The 23,338-nt window shown below is 68.3% G+C and carries 24 protein-coding genes; 14 read left to right on the top strand and 10 right to left on the bottom strand.

All coding sequences use genetic code 11. From position 1 onward, the window contains the following. The first annotated feature begins 80 nt into the window (after window positions 1-80). From ABIB29_RS13275 to ABIB29_RS13260, 4 genes are read left to right on the top strand one after another with little or no spacing between them, the layout of a single operon-like run. Window positions 81-1,064, top strand: coding sequence for an aldose 1-epimerase family protein (locus ABIB29_RS13275; RefSeq protein WP_354173269.1), 984 nt, complete (start codon window positions 81-83; stop codon window positions 1,062-1,064). A gap of 48 nt (window positions 1,065-1,112) precedes the next feature. After that, window positions 1,113-2,426 (top strand): AI-2E family transporter, encoded by a 1,314-nt coding sequence (locus ABIB29_RS13270; protein WP_354173268.1) that lies wholly within the window; start codon window positions 1,113-1,115, stop codon window positions 2,424-2,426. Between the two features lie 43 nt (window positions 2,427-2,469). Continuing rightward, on the top strand, window positions 2,470-3,708 hold the full coding sequence (ilvA, locus tag ABIB29_RS13265) for a threonine ammonia-lyase (RefSeq protein ID WP_354173267.1): 1,239 nt from the start codon (window positions 2,470-2,472) through the stop codon (window positions 3,706-3,708). Window positions 3,709-3,717: 9 nt separating this feature from the next. After that, window positions 3,718-4,341 carry a rhomboid family intramembrane serine protease gene (locus tag ABIB29_RS13260; protein ID WP_354173266.1) on the top strand — a complete coding sequence of 208 codons (624 nt, stop codon included), beginning with the start codon at window positions 3,718-3,720 and terminating at the stop codon, window positions 4,339-4,341. Window positions 4,342-4,436: 95 nt separating this feature from the next. Here the strand turns inward: ABIB29_RS13260 and greA are convergent, their stop codons facing one another. Further along, on the bottom strand, window positions 4,437-4,931 hold the full coding sequence (gene greA / locus ABIB29_RS13255; RefSeq protein ID WP_354173265.1) for a transcription elongation factor GreA: 495 nt from the start codon (window positions 4,929-4,931) through the stop codon (window positions 4,437-4,439). A 162-nt stretch (window positions 4,932-5,093) separates the two neighbouring features. Then, window positions 5,094-5,552 (bottom strand): DUF4307 domain-containing protein, encoded by a 459-nt coding sequence (locus tag ABIB29_RS13250; RefSeq protein WP_354173264.1) that lies wholly within the window; start codon window positions 5,550-5,552, stop codon window positions 5,094-5,096. Between the two features lie 108 nt (window positions 5,553-5,660). Between ABIB29_RS13250 and mca the strand changes: the two genes are divergently transcribed. From mca to ABIB29_RS13230, 4 genes are all read left to right on the top strand, one after another. Beyond that, entirely contained in the window at window positions 5,661-6,566 is a 906-nt protein-coding gene (gene mca, locus ABIB29_RS13245; protein WP_354173263.1) for a mycothiol conjugate amidase Mca, read from the top strand. Between the two features lie 111 nt (window positions 6,567-6,677). Further along, the gene (locus ABIB29_RS13240) at window positions 6,678-7,031 is read left to right on the top strand and encodes a hypothetical protein (protein WP_354173262.1); all 354 of its coding nucleotides are present in this window, start codon (window positions 6,678-6,680) and stop codon (window positions 7,029-7,031) included. Beyond that, window positions 7,009-9,288 (top strand): thioredoxin domain-containing protein, encoded by a 2,280-nt coding sequence (locus ABIB29_RS13235; protein ID WP_354173261.1) that lies wholly within the window; start codon window positions 7,009-7,011, stop codon window positions 9,286-9,288. The genes ABIB29_RS13240 and ABIB29_RS13235 overlap by 23 nt, the downstream gene beginning before the upstream one ends. A 220-nt stretch (window positions 9,289-9,508) precedes the next feature. Then, entirely contained in the window at window positions 9,509-9,904 is a 396-nt protein-coding gene (locus ABIB29_RS13230) for an HAD-IA family hydrolase (protein WP_354173260.1), read from the top strand. Window positions 9,905-10,046: 142 nt separating this feature from the next. On the opposite strand, the gene trhA is transcribed toward ABIB29_RS13230, so the two are convergent. Next, complete coding sequence (gene trhA / locus ABIB29_RS13225; protein WP_354173352.1) at window positions 10,047-10,709, bottom strand: PAQR family membrane homeostasis protein TrhA; 663 nt, start codon at window positions 10,707-10,709, stop codon at window positions 10,047-10,049. A gap of 211 nt (window positions 10,710-10,920) precedes the next feature. Here trhA and ABIB29_RS13220 point away from each other — a divergent pair, with 211 nt between their 5' ends. Beyond that, the gene (locus ABIB29_RS13220; RefSeq protein WP_354173351.1) at window positions 10,921-11,682 is read left to right on the top strand and encodes an isoprenyl transferase; all 762 of its coding nucleotides are present in this window, start codon (window positions 10,921-10,923) and stop codon (window positions 11,680-11,682) included. Window positions 11,683-11,915: 233 nt separating this feature from the next. Further along, window positions 11,916-13,358, top strand: a complete 1,443-nt coding sequence (gene phoH2 / locus ABIB29_RS13215) for an RNA 5'-3' helicase PhoH2 (protein WP_354173259.1) — start codon at window positions 11,916-11,918, stop codon at window positions 13,356-13,358. Window positions 13,359-13,428: 70 nt separating this feature from the next. On the opposite strand, the gene ABIB29_RS13210 is transcribed toward phoH2, so the two are convergent. The 3 genes from ABIB29_RS13210 to ABIB29_RS13200 are packed head-to-tail and all read right to left on the bottom strand — an operon-like array spanning window position 13,429 to window position 15,153. Next, window positions 13,429-13,563 (bottom strand): hypothetical protein, encoded by a 135-nt coding sequence (locus ABIB29_RS13210; protein WP_354173258.1) that lies wholly within the window; start codon window positions 13,561-13,563, stop codon window positions 13,429-13,431. A gap of 48 nt (window positions 13,564-13,611) precedes the next feature. Continuing rightward, complete coding sequence (locus ABIB29_RS13205; RefSeq protein WP_354173257.1) at window positions 13,612-14,262, bottom strand: GNAT family N-acetyltransferase; 651 nt, start codon at window positions 14,260-14,262, stop codon at window positions 13,612-13,614. Between the two features lie 48 nt (window positions 14,263-14,310). Then, on the bottom strand, window positions 14,311-15,153 hold the full coding sequence (locus ABIB29_RS13200) for a hypothetical protein (protein ID WP_354173256.1): 843 nt from the start codon (window positions 15,151-15,153) through the stop codon (window positions 14,311-14,313). Between the two features lie 59 nt (window positions 15,154-15,212). Here ABIB29_RS13200 and ABIB29_RS13195 point away from each other — a divergent pair, with 59 nt between their 5' ends. Together ABIB29_RS13195 and ABIB29_RS13190 are read left to right on the top strand one after the other, a co-directional pair. Further along, complete coding sequence (locus ABIB29_RS13195; RefSeq protein ID WP_354173255.1) at window positions 15,213-15,773, top strand: prepilin peptidase; 561 nt, start codon at window positions 15,213-15,215, stop codon at window positions 15,771-15,773. 151 nt (window positions 15,774-15,924) lie between these two features. Continuing rightward, window positions 15,925-16,593: a vWA domain-containing protein gene (locus ABIB29_RS13190; protein WP_354173254.1), complete on the top strand. Its 669-nt coding sequence runs from the start codon at window positions 15,925-15,927 to the stop codon at window positions 16,591-16,593. Between the two features lie 105 nt (window positions 16,594-16,698). Here the strand turns inward: ABIB29_RS13190 and ABIB29_RS13185 are convergent, their stop codons facing one another. From ABIB29_RS13185 to ABIB29_RS13175, 3 genes are all read right to left on the bottom strand, one after another. Next, window positions 16,699-18,135 carry a class II fumarate hydratase gene (locus ABIB29_RS13185; RefSeq protein ID WP_354173253.1) on the bottom strand — a complete coding sequence of 479 codons (1,437 nt, stop codon included), beginning with the start codon at window positions 18,133-18,135 and terminating at the stop codon, window positions 16,699-16,701. Window positions 18,136-18,207: 72 nt separating this feature from the next. Further along, window positions 18,208-18,822 carry a carbonic anhydrase gene (locus tag ABIB29_RS13180; protein WP_354173252.1) on the bottom strand — a complete coding sequence of 205 codons (615 nt, stop codon included), beginning with the start codon at window positions 18,820-18,822 and terminating at the stop codon, window positions 18,208-18,210. A 9-nt stretch (window positions 18,823-18,831) separates the two neighbouring features. Then, window positions 18,832-19,560 (bottom strand): DUF4245 domain-containing protein, encoded by a 729-nt coding sequence (locus ABIB29_RS13175; protein ID WP_502915605.1) that lies wholly within the window; start codon window positions 19,558-19,560, stop codon window positions 18,832-18,834. A gap of 224 nt (window positions 19,561-19,784) precedes the next feature. On the opposite strand from ABIB29_RS13175, the gene glpX reads away from it, so the two are divergent. Both glpX and galE read left to right on the top strand, forming a co-directional pair. After that, window positions 19,785-20,807 (top strand): class II fructose-bisphosphatase, encoded by a 1,023-nt coding sequence (gene glpX / locus ABIB29_RS13170; protein WP_354173350.1) that lies wholly within the window; start codon window positions 19,785-19,787, stop codon window positions 20,805-20,807. 104 nt (window positions 20,808-20,911) lie between these two features. Continuing rightward, entirely contained in the window at window positions 20,912-21,886 is a 975-nt protein-coding gene (galE, locus tag ABIB29_RS13165; RefSeq protein ID WP_354173250.1) for a UDP-glucose 4-epimerase GalE, read from the top strand. A 459-nt stretch (window positions 21,887-22,345) separates the two neighbouring features. On the opposite strand, the gene ABIB29_RS13160 is transcribed toward galE, so the two are convergent. Next, window positions 22,346-23,338 (bottom strand): lipid II:glycine glycyltransferase FemX, encoded by a 993-nt coding sequence (locus ABIB29_RS13160; protein ID WP_354173249.1) that lies wholly within the window; start codon window positions 23,336-23,338, stop codon window positions 22,346-22,348.

The raw sequence follows: 23,338 nt of genomic DNA, 5'->3' as shown, positions 1-23,338 counted from the left end.
GCCGGCAGGGGCCGTCCTGGAAATGCGGGTCATGGGTCCACGGTATACGCCGCGGCCCGCGGCTAGGTACGGTGGTGAGCATGAACCTGCCGCCACACGCCTCCCCGGATTCCCCCGCCAGCGACAGCCTCAGCAACGGCACGGACGCTTCGGCCCGGCGCTATGCCTCGGGCCGGCAGTATGAGCTGAGGCGCGGCGACGCGCTCGCCGTCGTCACCGAACTGGCCGCCGGGCTGAGGCTGTACAGCCGCGGCGGCACGCAGCTGACGGAAAGCTACGGCAACGCGGAGATTTCACCGGGCGCCGCCGGCATCACACTGGCCCCGTGGGCGAACCGCGTGGAGGACGGCGTCTGGTACCTGAACGGCAAGAAGCAGCAGCTGGACATCACGGAGGTATCCCGCAACAACGCCAGCCACGGGCTGCTGCGCAACGCCTCCTATGAACTCGTCGACGAATCCCAATTCTCGGTCACCCTGGAAGCGGCGGTGTTCCCGCAGCACGGCTATCCCTTCCTGCTGCGCCACCGCGTGAGCTACGAACTCGCCGAGGACCTGGGCCTTGTGGTCCGGCAGCTGCTGATCAACGACTCCCAGGAGCGGGCACCGTTCGTCCTCGGCGCCCACCCCTATCTCCGGCTGGGGGAGGTGCCCAGCGAGGAGCTGACGGTCACCGTCCACGCCGGCACCAGGCTCGTGACGGACGAGCGGCTGATCCCGCGCGGCGCGGAACCGGTGGGCGGCGACTTCGACCTCCGGGCCGGGCGGTCCGTAGCCGCCCTGGACCTCGATTCCGCGTACACGGACCTGGAGTTCGACGCCGGCATCGCCCGCCACACGCTAAGCGCACCGGACGGGCGGAACGTGAGCCTCTGGCAGGACGAAAACTGCGGCTACGTCCACGTTTTCGTCACCCCTGAATTTCCGGGCCGCACCAAGGCGGTGGCGATCGAGCCGATGACCGGTCCGGCCAACGCCTTCAACAGCGGCGACGGCCTCCGCTGGCTGGATCCGGGGGAGCGGTTCGCCATGACGTGGGGGATCAGCGCGTCCCTGGGGCGCTGAGAAAGCGCGTGGTTTCACATCCGGGCGGCGCTGGTGAATCATGGGGCTATGACGCCAGCTGACGATGCCGCCCCGCGAGACCACACCGCGGCAGCACGCCCCGACGCCCGGCTGCGGGCCGCCACGGACCGGGAACTCGATCAGGACATCCCGTACGGCGTTCGGATCGCCGCGTCCTGGTCCTGGCGCCTCGGACTCATCATTCTGATGGCAGGCGCGCTCGTGTGGCTGCTCAGCCGGGTCAGCTTCCTGCTGATACCCGTGTTGGTCGCCGCGCTGCTGGCCGGGCTGCTGTCACCGGTGAAGAACTGGCTCAGGAGAAACCACATCCCCACCGGGCTCGCCGTCGCCATGACCGTCCTGGGCTTCATCGGCACGATTGGCGGGGCCCTGGCCCTCGTGGGGCGGCAGCTGGTCTCCGGCTTCGCCGAGCTGTGGAGCGAGGCGCTCGCCGGAATCCAGAAAATCCAGGCCTGGCTCGCGGACGGCCCCCTGCACCTCAGCGCGGCCCAGATCGACCAGTACCTGAAAGAGGGCACGGAAGCGCTGCAGAACAACAGCAGCAGCATTCTCAGCGGCGCTCTTTCCTTCGGCAGCACCGCCGGGCACTTCGCCGCCGGCATGATCCTGGCGCTGTTCATCCTCATCTTTTTCCTGCTGGAAGGAGACCGCATCTGGTCCTTCCTCGTGCGGCTGCTTCCCCGGAAGGCCCGCGTCGCGGCGGATGGAGCCGGCCGGGTGGGCTGGTCCTCCATGGTGAGCTACGCCCGGGTGCAGATGTTCGTTGCCTTCGTGGACGCGGTCGGCATCGGGGTGGGGGCAGCGATCCTCGGTGTGCCTTTGGCGCTTCCGCTGGGGGTGCTGGTGTTCCTCGGCTCCTTCATCCCGATCGTTGGCGCCCTGGTGACCGGCGCTGTCGCGGTGCTGCTGGCCCTGGTCGCCAATGGGTGGGTGAACGCCCTGGTCATGCTGGGGGTTGTGCTGCTGGTCCAGCAGCTGGAAAGCCACATCCTCCAGCCGCTGATCATGGGCAAGGCCGTCAAGCTGCACCCGGTCGCCGTCATCCTGGCCGTCGCCGCCGGTTCCTACCTTGCCGGAATTCCCGGAGCCCTGTTCTCCGTGCCCATCCTGGCCGTAGCAAACTCGTCGATTCGCTACATTGCCGGCAGAACGTGGGAACATGAAAGTGCGCTGTCGGCCGCGGGCACGGACTTGATTGCCCCTGCGCCGGGCGCCGTCAGCTCCGGAAGCGACGCCCGCCTGCCGGGCGCAACTACCGGACGCGGCGACGATGCCGCACCCGGCAGCGGTTCCCCTGGCAGTGACGCCGGACGGGGCGCCGGTGCCGGCTCCACCACCTGATCCACGCTGAGCCGAAGACTGATCCTAAGAAGGAGACTAGTTCGTGAACACCCTTGAGAGCCTGCCCGTCACGCTGGACAATGTCCTGGAGGCGCAGAAGCTGCTCGACGGGATTATTACGCGGACGCCGGTTGAGTCCTCCCGCGCCCTGGGCAGCATGGTCGGTGGCGAGGTCTTCCTCAAGTGCGAGAACCTGCAACGGGCCGGTTCCTTCAAGGTCCGTGGCGCCTATGTCCGGATGGCCAAGCTTTCCCCCGAGGAGAAGAAGCGCGGCGTCGTGGCGGCCTCGGCGGGCAACCACGCCCAGGGCGTGGCCGTTGCGGCCAAGAGCCTGGGCATCAAAGCCCGGATCTACATGCCGTTGGGCGTCGCCCTTCCCAAACTCGCCGCCACGCGCAGCCACGGGGCCGAAGTGGTCCTGCACGGACACAACGTCGACGAGGCCCTCGCTGAGGCGAAGCGCTACGCCGACGAGACCGGAGCAGTCTTTGTCCACCCCTTCGACGACGTCGACGTCGTCGCCGGCCAGGGCACCGTCGGACTGGAAATCCTGGAACAGATCCCCAACGTCGACACCATCCTGATGGGCGTCGGCGGCGGCGGACTCCTCGCCGGCGTCGCCGTGGCAGTCAAGGCCAGGGCGAAGGAACTCGGCCGGGAGATCCGGATCATCGGCGTCCAGGCCGAAAACGCGGCCGCCTACCCGCCCTCGCTCGCCGCGGACGCCCTCGTGCCGCTCAAACGCGTCTCCACCATGGCCGACGGCATCGCCGTGGGCCGGCCCGGGCAGCTGCCCTTCAGCATCATCCGGGAACTCGTCGACGACGTCGTCACCGTCAGCGAGGACGCCCTGGCCCGGGCGCTCATCTTCCTGCTGGAGCGCGCCAAGATGGTCGTCGAGCCCGCCGGCGCGGTGGGTGTCGCGGCGCTGATGGAAGGCAAGATCGAAAACCCGGGCACCGTCGCCGTCGTGCTCTCCGGGGGCAACATTGACCCGATGCTGATGCTCAAGGTCATCCAGCGCGGCCTCTCCGCCGCCGGCCGGTACATGACCGTGCGGATGATGCTGGACGACCGTCCCGGCTCGCTCGCCACGATCGCCCGGATCATCGCCGAGAACGACGCCAACGTGACAGGCCTGGACCACACCCGGGTCGGCGGCTCCATCAGCATGGGCGATGTGTCCATCACCGTGAACCTGGAAACCAAGGGCCACGAGCACTGCGAGAAGGTCCTCGCGGCGCTTCGGGCCGAAGGCTTCCAGCCCATCGTGGTGCACTAGGGGACCGCGATGCTGGACTCCACCCGGAACGGCAGCCCGCGCGCCGGCGACACCACGGCGGCACGCGCCCGCAAGGGCCTGCTGGTGGTGGGATTGTTGGTGCTGGCGCTGTATGTCATCGAGGTCATCAACGCCCTCATGCTGCGTTCGCTCAACGGCACGTTCGGCCTCCGCCCGCGCAGCCTCGACGGGATCCTGGACATCCTGACGTTCCCGCTGCTGCACGCCAACCTGGCGCACCTGTTCTCCAACACGCTTCCGCTGATCATCTTCGGCTTCCTGGTGCTGCTGTCCGGGCGCCGGGTGTTCTTCACCACGCTGGCCCTGAGCTGGCTTGTCTCCGGGGTGGTGGTGTGGCTGATCGGCGGCTTCAACATCACCGTCGGGGCGTCCGGCCTGGTCTTCGGCCTCTTCGCGTTCCTGCTGGTGCGCGGCTTCTTCAACCGCAACTGGTGGCAGATCCTGCTCTCGGTGGTGCTGTTCCTGAGCTACGGGGGCATCCTGTTCGGAATCCTGCCCACGGTGGCGGGCTACGTGTCCTGGCAGGCGCACCTCGGCGGGGCCATCGGCGGAGTGCTCGCAGCCCTGCTGTTGAGCGCACAGCGGGCCGGAACGCTGCGCACCAGCCAGTAGCGGCAATCGACGCCGGCATTCACTAGCGGGAACGACGCCGGCCCTCCCGCTTGGGGAGGGCCGGCGTCGTTCGTTGCGTTACGTTAAGTCCGGTGTCAGCCGGCGTAGGGCTTGGCGGACATGATCTCCACCGCAATGTCCTTGCCGTTGGGGGCGGTGTAGCTGAGCTTGTCGCCTTCCTTGTGGCCGACGATTGCGGCACCCAGCGGTGACTTCTCGCTGAAGACGTCCAGATCCGAGTCGCCGGCAATTTCCCGGGAGCCGAGCAGGAAGGTTTCCTCATCGCCGGCGATTTTGGCCACGACGATCATGCCGGGCTCGACAATTCCGTCGTCGGCGGGGGACTCGCCCACGTGGGCGTCCCGGAGCAACGCGGTCAGCTGGCGGATGCGGGCCTCGATCTTGCCCTGCTCCTCTTTGGCCGCGTGGTAGCCGCCGTTCTCCTTGAGGTCGCCTTCCTGGCGCGCCGCCTCGATCTTCTGGACGATTTCCGCCCGGCCGGGGCCGGAGAGGTGGTCCAGCTCTGCCTTCAGGCGGTCAAAAGCTTCCTGGGTAAGCCAAGCTGCAGTTGCGCTGTTGGTGGTAGACACGGACTTCTCCTTTGTGGTCAAACAAGCAAAGACCCCGCCACGGTGGCCACTTTTAGGACTCAGTAACCAGCTCAGCGGGGGAAAGGTATTGATCCATTGTAGTCAATCCTGTGGATAAACCAAAGAAGCCTGCGGTGTGGATCACACCATGGCGCCGCGACCCTATGTGCCGGCGTCGGGGATCCAGCAGCTGTCGACGACGACGGATACGGCCCCGGACTCGGTGCGCACTGTCGCCCGGTGGGCAGTGGTGCGTCCGCCGTCCGAGCCGGCGTCGGCGGCGTTGGGCGCGATATCCACCACTTTCCAGCCGACGACGGCGAATTTGGAATCAAGCGCCTTGACGGAACACTTCACGGCGGTGGCGGGCTCCTTGGTCACCTGAAAATCGATCTCCGCCAGGGTGGCGTCCGGCGTGCTGTAGCCGATGTCCTTGAAGGTGACGCTCTCCGTCGCGTTCGAGGTCGAGATCCAGGCCATAAAGGCCATCCCGGCCACCAGGGCAAGGATGAGGATGGTGCGTTTGGCTTTGCCGCTGAGCGTCCGCTTTTGACCGCCGTAGCGATTGGCTAGGCTGGGAGATGCCGGCGCGGGCGCGGCAGGCTGATCCTTGGAAGTCACCAGTCCAGTTTAGTGTGGATCAGGACGGGAATTTGCCGCGCCGCCGATCCGGCCCGCTGCGCCTGCCAAAAGTTCTGTACCTGTAGATGAAAGAGGAGCCGTCCCACGATGACAGCGTCCACCAGCCCGTCAGCGCCGCTTCGGCTGTTGGCGGTCCATGCTCATCCCGACGATGAATCCAGCAAGGGCGCCGCCACGATGGCCATGTATGCCGCGGCCGGTATCGACGTCCTGGTTGCCACCTGCACCGATGGTTCCCGCGGGGACATCCAGAACCCCGCCGTGGAAGGCGAGCCGCACCCCAAGCGGGACATGGCCGGTGCCCGCCGGCTCGAGATGGAACACGCTGCCAAGGTCCTGGGCGTCCGCCAGCGCTGGCTGGGCTTCGTCGACTCGGGGCTGCCCGAAGGCGATCCGCTGCCGCCACTGCCGGCAGGTTCCTTCGCCACGCTGCCGCTGGACCGGGCGGCCGCCCCGCTGGTCCGGCTGGTCCGCGAGTTCAAGCCCCAGGTCATCCTGAGCTACGACGAAAACGGCGGGTATCCGCACCCGGACCACATCATGGCGCACCGCGTCGCCGTCGAGGCCTTCGAAGCCGCCGGGGACCCGGCCCGCTACCCCGGAACCGGCGAGGCCTGGGCGCCGAGCAAGCTTTACTACGACCGCGCGTTCAGCCCCGAACGGTTCCGTGCCCTGCATTTCGCGCTGGAGGAATCGGGCCTCCGCTCGCCTTACGCCGAACGGCTCGCTGCCTGGCTGGAAGCCGACGCCGAGGGCCACACCCCGCCCGCGCCGACCCACCCCACCACCACCCAGATCGAGTGCGGGGACTTCTTCGAAGCACGCGATGACGCACTCCGGGCACACCGCACCCAGGTGGACCCGGAAGGCTTCTTCTTCGCCGTCTCCCCGGCGATGCAGCGCCGCGTCTGGCCATGGGAGGACTACTCGCTCATCCAGTCCAGGATCCCGGCCGAACTGCCTGAAAAGGACTTCTTCGCCGGGCTAAGATAGACCCAACAGGCCATTTCTATGACGCGTAGAAGACGTTATGGAAACAGATCCAGCGCAGCCCCGCGGCCAGCCCTGTCGGGCCGCCATTCAGCCCCATAGAAGGTTCCTCACGTGCATTCCCTGCTCATCACCCTGGCAACCGCGCCGGCACCCACCCCTACGCCGTCGCTGCGCCCGGGACTGTCCCAGGACCAGGTGACTCCCGGCCTGCTGGGATTCCTCCTGACCGCGTTCATCGTGGTGCTGACGGCGCTGCTGATCGTGGACATGGTCCGGCGCATCCGCCGCGTCCGCTACCGCGCCCAGGTGGAGGAGGAACGCGCGGCCGCCGCCGGGGCCGCCGGCCTCGAGGGTGATTCCCGGACCACCGGGGCGGGTGCCGGGAACCCCGGGGCCCAGGATCCCGCCGGCCAGCCCGGCAGCCGTCCGGAAGCCAACGGTGATGCAGGGCCCGGAAGCCGCTGACGGCGGCATCCTCCCGCCCTTCCCCCAGGCCGCGAACGCCCTGGGCCGGGAACCCTCTGCCTATCTCCGGCAGCACGCCGGAAACCCCGTGCACTGGCGGCCGTTCGGCGACGAGGCCTTTGCCTTCGCGGCCGCCCGCGACGTGCCGGTCTTCCTCTCGGTCGGCTACGCGGCCTGCCACTGGTGCCACGTGATGGCCCGGGAATCGTTTGAGGACCCGGACACCGCGGCCTACCTGAACGCCAACTTCGTGGCCGTCAAGGTGGACCGTGAGGAGCGCCCCGACGTCGACGCCGTCTACATGGCCGCGACCCAGGCGATCAGTGGTGAAGGCGGCTGGCCCATGTCCGTCTTCCTGCTGCCCGATGGCCGTGCCTTTCATGCCGGCACCTACTATCCGCCCCGGCCGCTGCCCGGCAGGCCCTCCTTCCGCCAGGTGCTGGAGGCCGTGGCCGACGCCTGGCAGGTGCGCCGCGACGCCGTGGAACAGAACGCCGCTGCCCTGGCCAGCGGCCTCGCCGCCTCGCAGCCCAGCGCCGCCGTCCGGCTGGGCGGTGTGCCGGAGCCCCTCGATGCGTCCCTGCCCGCCGATGCCGTGCAGGCGCTGGCGGCCGCCGAAGACCCGTCTGGCGGCGGTTTCGGCGCCGCGCCGAAATTCCCGCCCCCGGCGGTCCTGGAATTCCTGATCCGCCACGCCGCCGCCTCCGCACCTGGCGTTTCCTCACCTGCCGTCCCCGCGCCGCTTGCCGGGGCCGGCACCGGCTCCGGCACCGCGGCGCAGGCCCGCGGCCTGGCGGGCCGGACCCTCGCCGCGATGGCCCGCTCGGCCCTGTTTGACCAGCTCGACGGCGGCTTCGCCCGCTACTCCGTGACCCGAGACTGGTCCGTGCCACACTTCGAAAAAATGCTCTACGACAATGCCCAGCTGCTGCGCGTTTATGTCCACTGGGTCCGGCTCGGCGGCACGGCCGGGTACCCCGCCGCGGAGGCGGCCGAAGTCGCCGGACGCACGGCCGGCTGGCTGCTGGCATCGCTGGGACTCGGCACGGACGGTGCCGGTGACGCGCCGCCGCCCGGGGCCGGTGAACGGCCGCCACCCGGTGCGCTTCCCGAGGCGCTGGCCTCGTCCCTCGACGCCGACACCGTGGTGGACGGTATCCACGCCGAGGGCGGCAGCTACCTGTGGACGCCGGCAGCGCTGGAGGCCGTTTTAGGCCCCGCCGACGGCGCCGCCGTCGCGCGTCTCATGAACGTCCACCCGCGTGGCACCGTCTCCGCGGACGGTTCCCCGCTGCACCCCGGCCGGGCGCCCAGCGCCGGCGAGGCGGAACTCTGGCAGCGGGTGAGGCCGGTGCTGCTCACCGAGCGTTCCCGCCGGCCGCAGCCGGCCCGGGACGACAAGGTGGTGGCCGGCTGGAACGGGCTGGCCGTCGCCGCCCTGGCCGAAGCCGGCGCGGTACTGGAGCAGCCCCGGCTGGTGGCCGCAGCCGGGCGCATCGCAGCGTACCTGGAGCGGGTGCACTGGCGGCCGGGTGCCGCAGGAGCACCCGGAACCCTCATGCGGGTGTCCCACGACGGCGCCGCGCGGGGGATCGGCGGGCTCCTGGAGGACTATGCCTTCTGCGTCGAGGGCCTGGTCGCGCTCTACGCCGTGACCGGCCGGACACACTGGTACCGGCTGGCGGAGGGCATCCTGGCCGCAGCCTGCGTGCGGTTCACCATGGACGGCGCGCTCAAGGACACCACGGGCGAGTCGGACCAGGTCTCCAACGCCCAGGGCGGACGAGCGCCACTGGAGCTGTTCGACAGTGCCACACCGAGCGGAGCGGCCGCCTTCGCCGGTGCGCTGCTGTCCTGCGCGGCACTGTCCGGCTCCCAGGAACACCGCGCCCTCGCGGGCAACGTCCTGTCGCTGCTGCCGCCGCTGGCCACCCGGGCGCCGCGGGCGGCCGGCTGGCTGCTCGCCACTGCGCACGCGGCGCTGGCCGGCCCCGTGGAGGCGGCCGTCGTCGGGCCGGACACGCCGGAGCGGGCAGCGCTGCACCGCGAGCTGCTGCTCTCGCCGAGCCCCGGGCTGGTGATCGCCCTGCAGGACGAAGCTATGAAGGACGACGACGCCGCGGTGCCCTTACTGCGCGGGCGCGGGGCGGATGCCGACGGGGCGCCCCTGGTCTATCTGTGCCGCGGCATGGTCTGCGGGCTTCCGGTGCGTTCGCCCGGCGAGCTGAGGCAGCGCCTGGCTACCATGGCGGAATGACTCTTCACGGTTTCGAGCTCGTGGTTTTCGACTGCGACGGCGTCCTGGTCGATTCCGAGGTCATCGCCGTCCGGGTGGACCAACTGGTGCTCGCCGACCTCGGGTGGGAACTGGAGCTGGAGGAAATTGTCGAGCGCTTCGTGGGCAGGACCGAGGCGCACTTTATTGCTGGGACCGCAAATACGATCCCTGGTACCGGTCGGCGTTCGAGCGCGGGCTGGTGGCGGTCGACGGCGTCGTGGAGGCGCTGGACGGGATCCGGCTCCCGCACTGCGTGGCCTCCAGCGGGAGCCACGCCAAGATGCAGCGGACGCTGGGCCAGACCGGCCTGCTGCAACGCTTCGAGGGCCGGATCTTCAGCGCCACGGAAGTCGCCCACGGGAAACCGGCACCGGACCTGTTCCTGCACGCAGCCGCTATGCTCGGCACCGCACCGGAACGCTGCGCGGTCGTCGAGGACAGCGCCCACGGCGTTCAGGCGGCCCGGTCGGCCGGGATGCACGTGTTCGCGTACGCCGGCGGCGTGACCCCGGCGGAGCGGCTGGCCGGTCCGGGCACCACCGTGTTCCACGACATGCGGCAGCTGCCCGGCCTCATCGCGGCCGGCCTGCCCTGACAGGCGGGCCCCGACGTCGGAAATTCCCCACCTTCGAAGTCGGCGCCCGGTGTGTCGGGCAGAAGAGCCGGTGAGTCGCGGCGACACTGTCACAAAGGTGGGGAGAACCGGCGTCGGGTAGCTGTGGTCCCCAAGGAGAAAATCAGCTCAGGACGGCGATGGCAATCGCAATGTAGTGCGCGGCGAAGGCAAAGACCGTGAGGGCATGGAACAGCTCATGGAAGCCGAAGTGCGAGTAGCTGATGTTCGGCTTCTTCAGCGCGTAGAAGACCGCGCCGGTGATGTAGAGGGCACCCCCAACGCAGATCAGGACGGCGGAGGCGACATTGGCGGCAAAGAAATCCGGCAAGTAGAACAACGCGCCGCAACCCAACGCGATGTAGATCGGCACGTACAGCCACCGCGGGGCATGGGTCCACAGCAGCCGGAACAGCACGCCGAGGATGGCCCCGGACCAGATCACCCACAACAGCAGTACGGCCTTGGGCCGGTCCAGGAGGGCCCACGCCAGCGGGGTGTAGCTTCCGGCGATCACCAGCATGATGTTGGTATGGTCCAGCCGCTTCAGCACGATCTTGACGCCGGGAGACCAGTTGCCCCGGTGGTAGATGGCGCTGATGCCGAAGAGCAGGACCCCGGTGAAGGCGTAAATGGCGCTGGCGATCTTCAGGTCCGGTGTCGGGGCCAGGACCACCAGCACCAGCCCGGCAGCCAGCGCCAGCGGAGCCGTCACGGTGTGGATCCAGCCGCGCCATTTCGGCTTGATCATCAGGAGTTCGGCCAGCCGGATCGCGGCATCGTCCATCGGGCCGGTTCTACGGTCCGCAGGCTGCTCCGGCCGGGGCTCGGGGGTGTTGCTTTCCATGCCGCAATAATAACCTACGGCCAAGTAAGTTACCCGCGAGTAATAGGATGCGCTGATCAAAATCGTCACGTCCCTGCGCCCCGGCCCGCGCTCCGGCGGGTAGCCTAGGATGTGCACTGCAGTCGTACAAGGAAGCCAGGTGAATCTCCGGATGGAAATGCCCGGGTTCCTCTATGGCTTCTACGAGCGCAAACTCCAGCGGTCCCTGGATTCCGAACGCATCCCCAGGCACATCGGCGTCATGGTGGACGGCAACCGCCGCTGGGCCCGGCAGTTCAACGCCCCGACCAGCCAGGGGCACCAGGCCGGGGCTGACAAGATCCACGAGTTCCTCGGCTGGTGCCAGGAACTCGGCGTCAAAGTGGTCACCCTCTACATGCTCTCCACCGACAACATGAACCGCTCGGGCGAAGAGCTCGACCTGCTCATGGGGATCATCGCCAACACGCTGGACAGGCTGGACGAGGACGCCGAAATCTCGGTACACGCCATGGGCGCCCCGGAACTGCTCCCCGGGTACCTCGCCGCGCGGCTCAACCGGCTCACGGCCCGCACCCCGGCGCGCGAGAAACTCCACGTCAACGTCGCCGTCGGCTACGGCGGACGCCGCGAAATCGTCGACGCCGTCCGTGAACTGCTGCACGACGCCGTCGCCCGCGGCACGGACATCGGGAAACTGGCCGATGACCTCAGCGTCGATGACATCTCCCGCTTCCTCTACACCCGCGGGCAGCCCGATCCGGACCTCGTGATCCGCACGTCCGGGGAACAGCGGCTGTCCGGTTTCCTGATGTGGCAAAGCGCGTACAGCGAGTTTTATTTCTGCGAAGCCCTGTGGCCGGCCTTCCGTAAAGTGGACTTCCTCCGGGCCCTCCGCGACTACGCCGGCAGGCAGCGCCGCTACGGCTCCTGAAGCGTCATCGGGTGTTCACACGATGGCAACAAGAATCGCCGAAAAATTGGCGCTGAAACGCCGCACCCCGGACGTACGTTAATCCCATCAGCAGGCAAACCGCCGGCTGATCGGGGAGGCCAGTACATGGAGCGGAAGTTCGCACCGGGTGTATGGGAGGCCGCGTCCGGCCTCAAGGCCGAGCCGCCTCACCAATAACAATTCCGGGCATGCGCCCCGGGGCTGGAGTCGATGTGGCTACTTCTGAACAACTGCCCGACGTCGTGACTGACCAGGGACAGAAAGCTACCTCTCGCGCCAAGCGAGCCACCTCAAAGACCGGTGCAGCGGAGATTGACGCTGCAGCCGGTTTTGCTGTTTCCGGGGAAGGGACAGCAAGCAAGGAACCGGCCCGGAGCTTCGTGATCGACACGTCGGTGCTGCTTTCGGACCCGCGGGCGCTGCTGCGCTTCGCGGAGCACGAAGTGATCCTGCCGATCGTTGTCATCACCGAACTCGAAGGCAAGCGGCACGATCCGGAACTTGGCTATTTTGCCCGCAAGGCGCTCAGGCTCCTCGATGACCTGCGGGTGGAGCACAACGGGCTCGACCGCCCCATCCCGCTCGGCCACGCCGGCGGCACGCTCATGGTCGAGCTGAACCACATCTCCGCCGACGTGCTCCCCGCCGGCTTCCGCGGCGGGGACAACGACAGCCGGATCCTCGCCGTCGCCAAGAATCTCGCCAACGAGGGCCGCGACGTCACGGTGGTGTCCAAGGACCTCCCGATGCGCGTCAAGGCCTCGGCCATGGGGCTGCAGGCCGACGAGTACCGCAACGAACTCGTCAAGGACTCGGGCTGGACCGGCGTCGCGGAAATCGACGCGAGCGAGGAGGAAGTCTCAACCCTCTACGGGCACGAGCCGGTCTTCATCCCGGAGGCGGCCGAGATGCCGACGAACACCGGTCTGGTGATCCTCTCCCAGCGGGGCTCCGCCCTGGGCCGTGTGGGAGCCGACAAGCAGGTCCGGCTCGTGAAGGGTGACCGCGACGTGTTCGGGCTGCACGGGCGGTCGGCCGAACAGCGGCTGGCGATCGACCTGCTGATGGACCCGTCCGTGGGGATTGTGTCCCTCGGCGGGCGTGCCGGCACGGGCAAGTCCGCGCTCGCCCTGTGCGCCGGCCTGGAAGCCGTGCTGGAGCGGCGGGAGCACCGCAAGGTGATCGTCTTCCGGCCGCTGTACGCGGTGGGCGGGCAGGAACTCGGCTACCTGCCCGGTTCGGAGGCGGAGAAAATGAATCCGTGGGCGCAGGCCGTTTTCGACACGCTCGGGGCTCTGGTCAGCCAGGAGGTCGTGGAGGAAGTGATGGACCGCGGCATGCTCGAGGTGATGCCGCTGACACACATCCGGGGGCGTTCGCTGCATGACGCGTTCGTGATCGTGGATGAGGCGCAGTCGCTCGAGAAGAACGTGCTGCTGACCGTGATGAGCCGGATCGGGCAGAACTCCAAGATTGTCCTGACCCACGACGTCGCCCAGCGCGACAACCTCCGCGTCGGCAGGCACGACGGCGTTGCCGCCGTCGTCGAGACCCTCAAAGGCCACCCGCTCTTCGGCCACGTCACCCTCACCCGCTCGGAGCGCTCGCCGATCGCGGCCCTGGTGACGGATCTGCTTGAGGGGGCGGAGATCTAGGTTTCCGCGGGGTCGTGGCCGGGTTCGCCGGGCCGCGGCCCTTCGCGTGGCCGCGGCATCCCGCCGTCGCTTAGACACCTCCCGGCGCCAGGAACAAGTACGCCAGGGCCAGCCCGATGACGCCCGGCAATGCGATGGGCAGCAGCATCAGCCGACGGCGGCGAACACGCGGTGCAGGATTGCCTTCAAGCCCGGTGGCGGCCATGCGGCCATTCAAAACGTCAGCGCTTGGGAAAAACCGGTGCCGGAGGTTCTAGGCACCGATCCCCAGGTATTTCGCCGTGGCGTCGTGGCCTGCCACTTTCAGCTGCCAGCCGGGGCGGTGGAATGCCTCGGGGGTGAGGCGGACTTTCTGGGCCTCCTGGCGTTGGCCGCCCCAGCTGGCAAGGGTGACGCCGTTGAGTTGGTAGCCGAGGGAGCGCGAGACACCGAGGGACTGCTGGTTCCAGGCGGCCGCCTCGGATTCCGCGACCTCCGCGCCGAGCCACTCGAAGGCGTAAAGGGCGACGGCGGCACGCATCTCCTTGCCAAGTCCCCGGCCGTGGACGCTTTGCCGGAGCCAGGAGCCCGTGCTGACCGTCTTGAGTGTGGCGAAGTCCCTGGCCTCGATGTCCTGGCACCCGATGAACTCGCCCTCGTGCCAGATGCCCAGCAGGAGGGTCCACTCCTGCGGCGACATGGTCCCTCGGCACCGCCAGTACCACTGCGCCATGTTCGGACCCAGCTCCTCGGCAGGGGCCTCCGCCCACGGCCTGCTGAAGGGGCTGCGGCCGGGTTCGTGGATGCCGCTCAGGGCCGCCTCTACCGCCGCCGGGATCTCCTCGTCGCGGATGGGCCGCAACACCAGGCGGGGTGTGGTCAGGGTGAGGCCGAATGGCGGCCAGTAGCGGGTGAGCTCAGTCATCCGGGAAGCCTAGCGGCGCGGGCAACGCCCAGCCAGTCACACGCGCCGTCAGCCGGCCGGGAGCTCCCAGCTGATGTGCCGGCGGACGTCCGTGAGGTTCATGGACTCGGCGAGGAACAGGTCATCCAGCATGTACTCGTCCACGCCAAGGATCCGGAGCCAGTGCCCGTACGCTTCCGGCCCGTCCCCTTCCTCTCCGGGCCTTCCCTGGCCACCCTCCAGCCAACGGCTGGCGACGCAAACGCCCGTGCCGGCGTCGACCCTCACGAGCGTGCGGCCCGGACGGCACAGCGGCGCGTCGGGGTGGCTGGGCCGGTAGCCGGGGTTCGGGGTGACGATGGCCTCCAGGGCGGGGCGGCCCTCGTGCAGTACTTCGGTGACGGTGCCAAGCTCCACGGCATTGGAGTTGGGGAACTCGAGCGGCACGGGGGCGTTGCCTGCCAGTTCCACCGGGTCCAGCGCGGCGGCGAAGCGACCGTTGCCGAAGCCGGGCTCGCCGTAGGCTGCTTCGGGGCGGCGCCGGACCAGGCCGCGGTCGTCGTAGACCGGGGTGACGAGGTGGGGCGGCAGCAGCCAGGTCTTCCTGGTGGAGCGGACGTAGAACACGTCACGGGAATCATTGATGCCGGTGGTGCTGTGCAGGACCAGCCCGTCCGCTGTCTCCAGCCGCAGGGCACCCGGGCGGCGCAGCCACGCGCGGACCAGATCCGGTGGCGGCGCTGATTCAGTGGCCCCGGGATCGACGGCGAGGGGCCGGTCCAGGTATTCGAAGCGCAGGGACTGCCACTTCCACGGCGAGGAACGGCACAGGTGCCGGAATGCGGCCCCCTGTTGCGCGGGGCCCCCGGGCGTGCCCGGCCCGCGCACGTGCGAGGTGTCCCATGCGGCCATATCCACAGTTTACGCGCGGGCCCGGCCCTGGCCGCCGGAATTTCCAGTAGCATCCGAGGGTGATCCAACGACTGGACGGACTGGGCGAAGTGACCCCGCTGGCCTACTGGCTGGTGCTTCTGGCGTGCGCTTACCTAGCGGTCGTGGCGGTCCGGCTCACGGTCATCGACGTCCGGCACCATCTGTTGCCGGACCGGATCGTCTTTCCGGCCTACGCCGTCGCCGGGGTGCTGTTGCTCGGTGCCGTAGCGGTCCACGCAGTGTCGGGTGCCCCGGCCTCGGAAGCCGTGCCCGACGGCGGGGCCGGGCTCTTCGGGGTGCCCGGACTGCGCGTGCTGGCCGGGGGAGCGGCGCTGTGGCTCTTCTACTTCATGCTGCGGGCGGTTTATCCGCCGGGAATGGGTTTTGGGGACGTCAAGCTGGCAGGTGTGCTTGGCATGTACCTGGGGTTCCTCGGCTGGCCGCATGTGCTGGCCGGGACCTTCGCTGCCTTCCTTTTTGGCGGATTGTGGAGCCTGGCCCTGCTGGTGTCGCGGCGCGGCACCCTGAAATCCAGCATCCCCTTCGGGCCGTTCATGCTGGCCGGCACGGCCGCGGCCATGGTCCTCCTGCCGGCCTGACAGGTCCGCGGGGGCGCAACTGAGGTAAGGCAAAACCGGGGCCGGCGTAAGGTTTGCTCTTTTTGTCGCAGCCCCGGCATAGCCTGCTACTGTCCAGCCACCCGCTGGGAAGGGGTTGGTCCGGGAGCGCCCGGACCGGAAATGGGGAAGCATGACAGATTCAGCGTTGACGCACGTGTACGTCCTTCTGGACCGCTCCGGATCCATGAGTGCCATTGCCGACGACACCGTGGGAGGTTTCGCCGCGTTCGTCCGGGAGCAGCAGTCGGTGCAGGGGCGCTGCCGGCTGTCCCTGGCGCAGTTCGACGACGTCTACGAACGGGTCTACGCCGCTGTGGACATCCGTGAGGTACCGCCGCTGGACTTGCAGCCGCGCGGCTCCACCGCCCTGCATGACGCCATGATCCGGCTGATCGGGGAGGCCGGCGAGGAACTGGCCGCCCTCCCCGAGGAGCAGCGCCCCGGAACGGTGCTGGTGGCGGTACTGACCGACGGCCACGAAAACGCCTCGAGGGAGGCGACAGGTCCCATGGTGAAGGCCCTCGTGGAGCGGCAGCAGAGCCAGTGGGGTTGGCAGTTCACCTACCTGGGCGCCAACCAGGACGCCGTGCTGACGGCGGAGGGGCTGGGCATCCGGGCCGACGACGCGCTGACCTACGCGGCCGGCAACGTGGATGCGGCCTTTTCCGGGCAGTCTGCCAAGACCCGCAGGCTGCGGGAGGCCCGCCTGGCCGGTGCCAGCATGGCGGATGCCGCCGCTGCGGCGGCCTACACCGCCGAGGAGCGACGGGCCGCCGGGGGAGCGGTGACACCGCCGTAATCTCCTGGCGGAAAACAAAACGGCGGCCGGCGCCTTTCGCTGGAAAGGTGCCGGCCGCCGTCGGACACTGCCGCGGCCAGGGACCGCGGCGGCTGGAGCCGGGTGCTAGGCCTTGTGCGGCGGACGGGTCATGGACATAACGTCCAGGGCCGTGTCCAGCTGCTCCTCGGTCAGTTCGCCGCGTTCCAGGAAGCCCATCGCCACCACGGTTTCGCGGATGGTGAGGCCCTCGGCCACGGCCTTCTTGGCGATCTTCGCGGCGTTCTCGTAGCCGATAAACTTGTTCAGCGGCGTGACGATCGACGGGGACGCCTCGGCCAGGTAGCGGGCGCGCTCGACGTTCGCGGTGATGCCGTCGATCATCTTGTCGGCCATGACGCGGCTGGTGTTGGCCAGCAGGCGTACGGATTCGAGCAGGTTGGCGGCCATGACGGGGATGCCGACGTTGAGCTCGAAGGCGCCGTTGGTGCCGGACCAGGCGATGGCGGTGTCGTTGCCGATGACCTGGGCGCAGACCATGATGGACGCCTCGCAGATCACCGGGTTGACCTTGCCGGGCATGATTGAGGAGCCCGGCTGCAGGTCCGGGATCGCGATTTCGCCGAGGCCGGTGTTGGGGCCGGAGCCCATCCAGCGCAGGTCGTTGTTGATCTTCATGAAGGAGATCGCGATGTTGCGGAGCTGGCTCGAGGCCTCGATCAGGCCGTCACGGTTGGCCTGGGCCTCGAAGTGGTCGCGGGCCTCGGTCAGCGGCAGTCCGGTGTCGGCCGCGAGCAGTTCGATGACGCGTTCCGGGAAACCGGCGGGGGTGTTGATGCCGGTGCCGACGGCGGTGCCGCCGAGCGGGACTTCGGCGACGCGGGGCAGGGAGGCGTTGATGCGCTCGACGCCGTAGCGGACCTGCGCGGCGTAGCCGCCGAACTCCTGGCCCAGGGTCACCGGGGTGGCATCCATGAGGTGGGTGCGTCCGGACTTCACGACGTCCTTGAACTCGACGGCCTTGCGCTCCAGGGACTCCGCGAGGTAGCCCAGCGCCGGGATCAGGTCGTTGATCAGCGCGGACGTGGCGGCCACGTGGACCGAGGTGGGGAAAACATCGTTGGAGGACTGCGAGGCGTTGACGTGGTCATTGGGGTGGACCACCTTCTCACTTCCTGCGGCCTTCAGCGCGCGGGTTGCCAGTTCGGCAAGGACCTCGTTGGTGTTCATGTTGGACGATGTACCGGAGCCGGTCTGGAACACGTCGATCGGGAAGTCGCCGTCGTACTTTCCGGTGGCGACCTCATCGGCAGCGTCCGCGATCGCCTGGGCGAGCTCGCCGTCGAGCACTCCCAGTTCTGCGTTGGCCTGCGCTGCGGCCTTCTTGACCCGGGCGAGGGCCTCGATGTGGGCACGCTCCAGGGTCTTGCCGGAGATCGGGAAGTTTTCGACGGCACGCTGCGTCTGGGCACGGTACAGGGCGTTCACGGGCACCCGGACTTCACCCATCGTGTCGTGTTCAATGCGGAACTCTTCGGTGTTCAACTCTTCTGTGGAAGTCATGGGGCTAGCTTATTGGGCCGAGGCGTCCCATCGAAAACCGTGAAGTGCTTGCTACCCGGCAGCCGCAGGAACCTAGAGCTCGCCGATGCCGGAAACGAGGTCCGCCCTGCCGTCGGCCAGGCTGTAGGCGAGGCCGATCACCGCTGCCCGGCCGCCCTCGACTGCCTCAGAAATCACCCGCGAGCTGTCCACGAGCCGCTGCGACGTCTGCTTGACGTTCTCCACCACCATGTCGTTGACGTCGTTCTGGTTGTTACGCAGCGAGGTCAACACCGACGGCGTGATGCGCTCGACGAGGCTCCGCATGAAGCCCACGGGCATCTGCCCGGTTTCCACGGCGTTCTTGGTGGCCGTGACCGCGCCGCAGCTGTCGTGCCCGAGGACCACGATCAGCGGCACAGCGAGGACGCTGACGCTGTATTCGAGCGAGCCGAGGACGGCGTCGTCGATCACCTGCCCGGCGGTGCGGACGACGAAGGCGTCCCCCAGGCCCAGATCGAAGATGATCTCTGCGGCCAGCCGGGAATCCGAGCAGCCGAAGATCACCGCGAAGGGGTGCTGGTTCTCCACAAGGGAGGAGCGGCGGGACGCGTCCTGGTTGGGATGCGACGATTCGCCGGAAACGAAGCGTTCGTTGCCTTCGCGGAGGCGACGCCAGGCAAGGGCAGGGGTGAGATAAGTGGCCACGGCCCTACTTTACGGCGACGGGGCGGGGGAGGGTGAAACTGTTGCGTCCGCGGTGCTCCCGGGTGACGCGGTGCCGGCTGCGCCGGACTTGCTCTCCAGGTCCTTGACCACCGCTGCGGCCAGCACCGTGAATTCGTCCAGCTGGGCGGATCCGGTCAGGATCACCGTGGTGCCGGCGGCGTCGGCAAGCACCATGCTCTTCTCGCCCTTGCCGGTGTCGCGGAGCTCCCAGTCGCGGCCTCCCGCGTTGCGGGTGCCGGTCACGGGCGCACTCTTCACCTGCTGCAGCAGCCAGGTGGGATTGGACTGCCGGGACTGCACCAGGCCGATGAAGGACTCCTTGGGGGTGAGGTAGCCGACCTCCCAGGTCGGGACGCCGCTGCCCGTCCCGGATTCCCAGCGGGCGTAATTTGCGCGGAATGTGTCGCCCGTATCAGGGGCAGCCGGTGTGAATCCCGCCACATCAGCTGCGTTCTGCGCCACGGCGCTGACGTTGATGTTCGGCCGGTAGCCGTCGGTTTTGGGTGACGGGTTCATCAGGACAATCGGCAGGAAAGCGGCGATGCTCAGGACCAGTGCAATGATCATGCCAATCACCGATGCGTTCGCGCGTTTCGCCGCTCCGGCGCTCAGGACGGGCTTGACGGGCGGCTGGCCGGCTGCGCCGGGGGCTTCCCGGCCGGCGGTGCCGGCAGGCGAAGCGGGGGCAGCGGGGGGCGTTTCCTGCAATTCACTCACCCCTCTATAGTCGCCCATTCCGGGCCGATCTCACATTCGGTAGTGCCGGGCGGGCCGGGGTCGGGCAGTTCACGGAATGGTCAATCCAAGACGCGGCTTTCCTCCGCGACTATGATCAGTAGCAGACGAGATCACAAACTAAGAATCACCGCGACGGATCGATCCTGTCCGCACGGCTTCAATGATCGCCACTCGAAGAAGAGGTTCACGTGACACCACCGCCAATGACCCAGAAGTACTCCACGCTTTCGCCGTCCCTCGCCGTCGGCATCGACGAGCCGGACCGCAACCTTGCGCTGGAACTGGTCCGCGTCACCGAAGCCGCCGCCATCGCCGGCGGCCACTGGGTTGGGTTCGGGGACAAGAACAAGGCCGACGGCGCCGCCGTTGACGCCATGCGTTCGTTCCTCCAGACCGTCCACTTCAACGGTGTTGTTGTGATCGGCGAAGGCGAAAAAGACGAAGCCCCAATGCTCTTCAACGGAGAGCACGTCGGTGACGGCACCGGCCCCGAGTGTGACGTCGCCGTCGACCCGATCGACGGAACCCGGCTGACCGCCCTGGGCATCAACAACGCCCTGGCCGTCCTCGCCGTTGCCGAGCGCGGCTCCATGTTCGACCCCTCCGCGGTCTTCTACATGGAGAAGCTCGTGACCGGTCCGGAAGCCGCCGACATGGTCGACCTGCGTCTGCCGGTGAAGCAGAACCTCCACCTGATCGCCAAGGCCAAGGGCGTCAAGGTCAACCAGCTCAACGTCATGATCCTGGACCGCGACCGGCACCGCCCGCTCGTTGAAGAGATCCGCGAAGCCGGTGCACGGACCAAGTTCATCATGGACGGTGACGTCGCCGGCGCCATCGCCGCGGCCCGCTCGGGCACCGGCGTCGACGCGCTGATGGGTATCGGCGGAACGCCGGAAGGCATCGTCACCGCATGCGCCATCAAGTCCCTCGGCGGCGTCATCCAGGGCCGCCTCTGGCCCACCAGCGACGACGAGAAGCAGAAGGCCATCGACGCCGGCCACGACCTGGACCGGGTGCTGTCGACCAACGACCTCGTCTCCAGCGACAACTGCTACTTCGCCGCCACGGGCATCACCGACGGCGATCTGCTCAAGGGTGTGCGCTACTCCAAGGACAAGGTCCTCACCCAGTCCATCGTGATGCGTTCCAAGTCCGGGACCATCCGCTTTGTGGATGGCGAGCACCAGGCCAGCAAGTGGGAAGGCTACGCCCGGAAGGGTTAACAGCTTCCCGCTCGAGGACACCCGGATCCCGGGGCGCGTTTAGCGCCCCGGGATCCGTCGTTTCCAAGCCGCTGGGCAGGCAGGGCATTGGGTAGGGTGGAACCATGACATGGCTTGTAACAGGTGGCGCAGGGTATATCGGTTCTCACGTGGTTTCCGCTTTGCGCGGCGCCGGGATGCAGGCGGTGGTGGTCGACTCGCTCTCCAGCGGGCACCGCGAGTTCGTCCCGGACGATGTTCCGTTCGTGCACGGCACCATCCTCGACTCGGAACTTGTGGCCCGCACCATGCTGGACCACGGCGTGACCGGGGTGATCCACCTCGCCGGCTTCAAATACGCCGGTGTTTCCGTTCAGGAGCCGCTGCTCACCTATGAGCAGAACGTCACCGGCACGGCAGAACTGCTGAAGGCCATGGAACTCGCCGAAGTCGACAAACTGGTCTTCTCGTCCTCCGCCGCCACGTACGGCACCCCCACCGGCGACATCGTCACCGAAGACACCCCGACCCAGCCGGAATCCCCCTACGGCGAGAGCAAACTGATCGGCGAATGGCTGATCCGGGACCAGGGCAGGGCGCGGGGACTGAAGCACACCTCGCTGCGCTACTTCAACGTCGTCGGCTCCGGCTCACCCGAGCTCTATGACACGAGCCCGCACAACCTCTTCCCGATCGTGCTCCGTGCCCTGACCGCAGGGAAGACCCCGCGAATCAACGGCATCGACTACAACACCGCCGACGGCACCTGCGTGCGTGACTACGTGCACGTGGCCGATCTGGCGACCTCCCACGTCGCGGCGGCCCAGGCCCTCGCTGCCGGCACGCCGCTGGAACGCGTCTACAACCTTGGTTCCGGTGACGGGCTCTCCGTCCGCCAGATCATGACGGCGATGGCCACGGTCACCGGTATCGACTTTGAGCCGGAGATCGGGCCCCGCCGGGCGGGCGACCCGGACCGGATCGTGGCCGACGGCTCCTTGGCCGCGCGCGACCTGGACTGGAAGATGCGGCACTCCGTGGAGGACATGGTTGCCAGCGCGTACGAAGCGCAGAAGAAAGCCGCCTCCGCCGGAAACTAGGGCTCCCCCCGGGGACATGCCCAGTGCTGACGCCCAGGAGTGGACATAGTGGCTCTATGTCCACCCGCCGGGGCTGACGCGGGACATGTCCAGTGGCCGGGTCCAGGACTGTGCTGCCAGCGGGGGGCATGCCCAGTGCTGACGCCCAGGAGTGGACATAGTGGCTCTATGTCCACCCGTCGGGGCTGACGCGGGACATGTCCAGTGGCCGGGTCCAGGACTGTGCTGCCAGTGGGGGACATGTCCTGTGGCCAGGGCCGGGTGTGTGCTGCCAGTGGGGGACATGTCCAGTGGCCGGGGCCAGGTGTGTGCTGCCACCGCGGGGCATGCCCAGTGATGAGAGCCAGGGGTGGACATAGTGGGTCTATGTCCACCGGCCAAGGCTGACGCGGGGCATGTCCAGTGGTCAGGCCCGGTCTGCCGGCGCTGACGCTGGGCATGTCCGGTGGGGGAGGGCAGCTACCGGCGGAGGGCGCCGCGCAGCCGGGCGGGCAGCTTCCGGGCCGCTGTGACGCCGCGGCGTGCGGCCTGCGCAGCCTTCCTGGCCAGCTGGTACCCGTTGTAGCGCAGGTTCTGCACCGGCAGGTCCCAGGTTCCGGGGTACGCGACCTCGCGCCCCCCGAAGGACTTCTTGAAGGACGTGAACCCTGCCCATTTGTGGTCGGGCTGGTCCGCGGGTGCCACGCCCCAGAGATCGACCTGCTTCAGGCCCCTGTCCTTGGCGTCGGCCATCAGGGTGACCAGCAGCGGGATCCCGGCGCTGAGCTTGCGGTGCACGTCATCCAGGGCGGCGTGGGCATAGGTGCGGGTGTCCCCGGAGTCGTACGCGAGGGCGGCGGCGATCGGCTCGCCCTCGAGTTCGGCGATGAAGAGTGTCGCGGCACCGGCCGGCATCAGTGAGCGGGCGACCTGGGTGAGATAGTCGTCGCTCTGCGGTTTGAATCCGTTGCGCGCCGCTGTCAGGTGCAGGAATCCCAGCAGGACCGAGATCTCCGACGGGTCCTGGCTGGAGCGGAACGTGACGCCCTTCTTGTGGATGTTCCGGTACAGGTTGCGGTTCACCGGCTTCATGTCCGCCAGGACGTCCTTGAACTCCCGGTCCAGGTCCACGATCCAGCTGAGTTCCGGCTGCTGGTTGGCCGGGGCGGGCCGGAGGCCGCGCGTGCGCAGGACCGCACCGGCGTCGGCGGCCGTGAAGCCGGCGTCGACCGGTTCGACGCGGACAAACACGGCCCCGCAGCTGCGGGCGAGGGCCGTCAGCGCCGCCAGGGCGCCGTCAAACGCGGCCAGGGAAGCGGCCACCGGGCCGTAGGGTGCGTAGAGCAGTTTCCCCGCCGGGTTGCTTTCCTCGATGGCCAGGAAGCTCCAGCCGGGTCCCGAGCGCTGGTGCACGGTCCGCCCCAGGGAGCGTTGGAAGTCAGCCCACGCGGGGCTCTGCAGGAAGTGGTCCAC

The organism is Arthrobacter sp. UYEF36 (genome assembly GCF_040547025.1).
Taxonomy (GTDB): Bacteria; Actinomycetota; Actinomycetes; order Actinomycetales; family Micrococcaceae; genus Arthrobacter.
The sequence above is the reverse complement of the archived record's forward strand: the minus strand, read 5'-3'. Positions and strand labels throughout refer to the sequence as shown.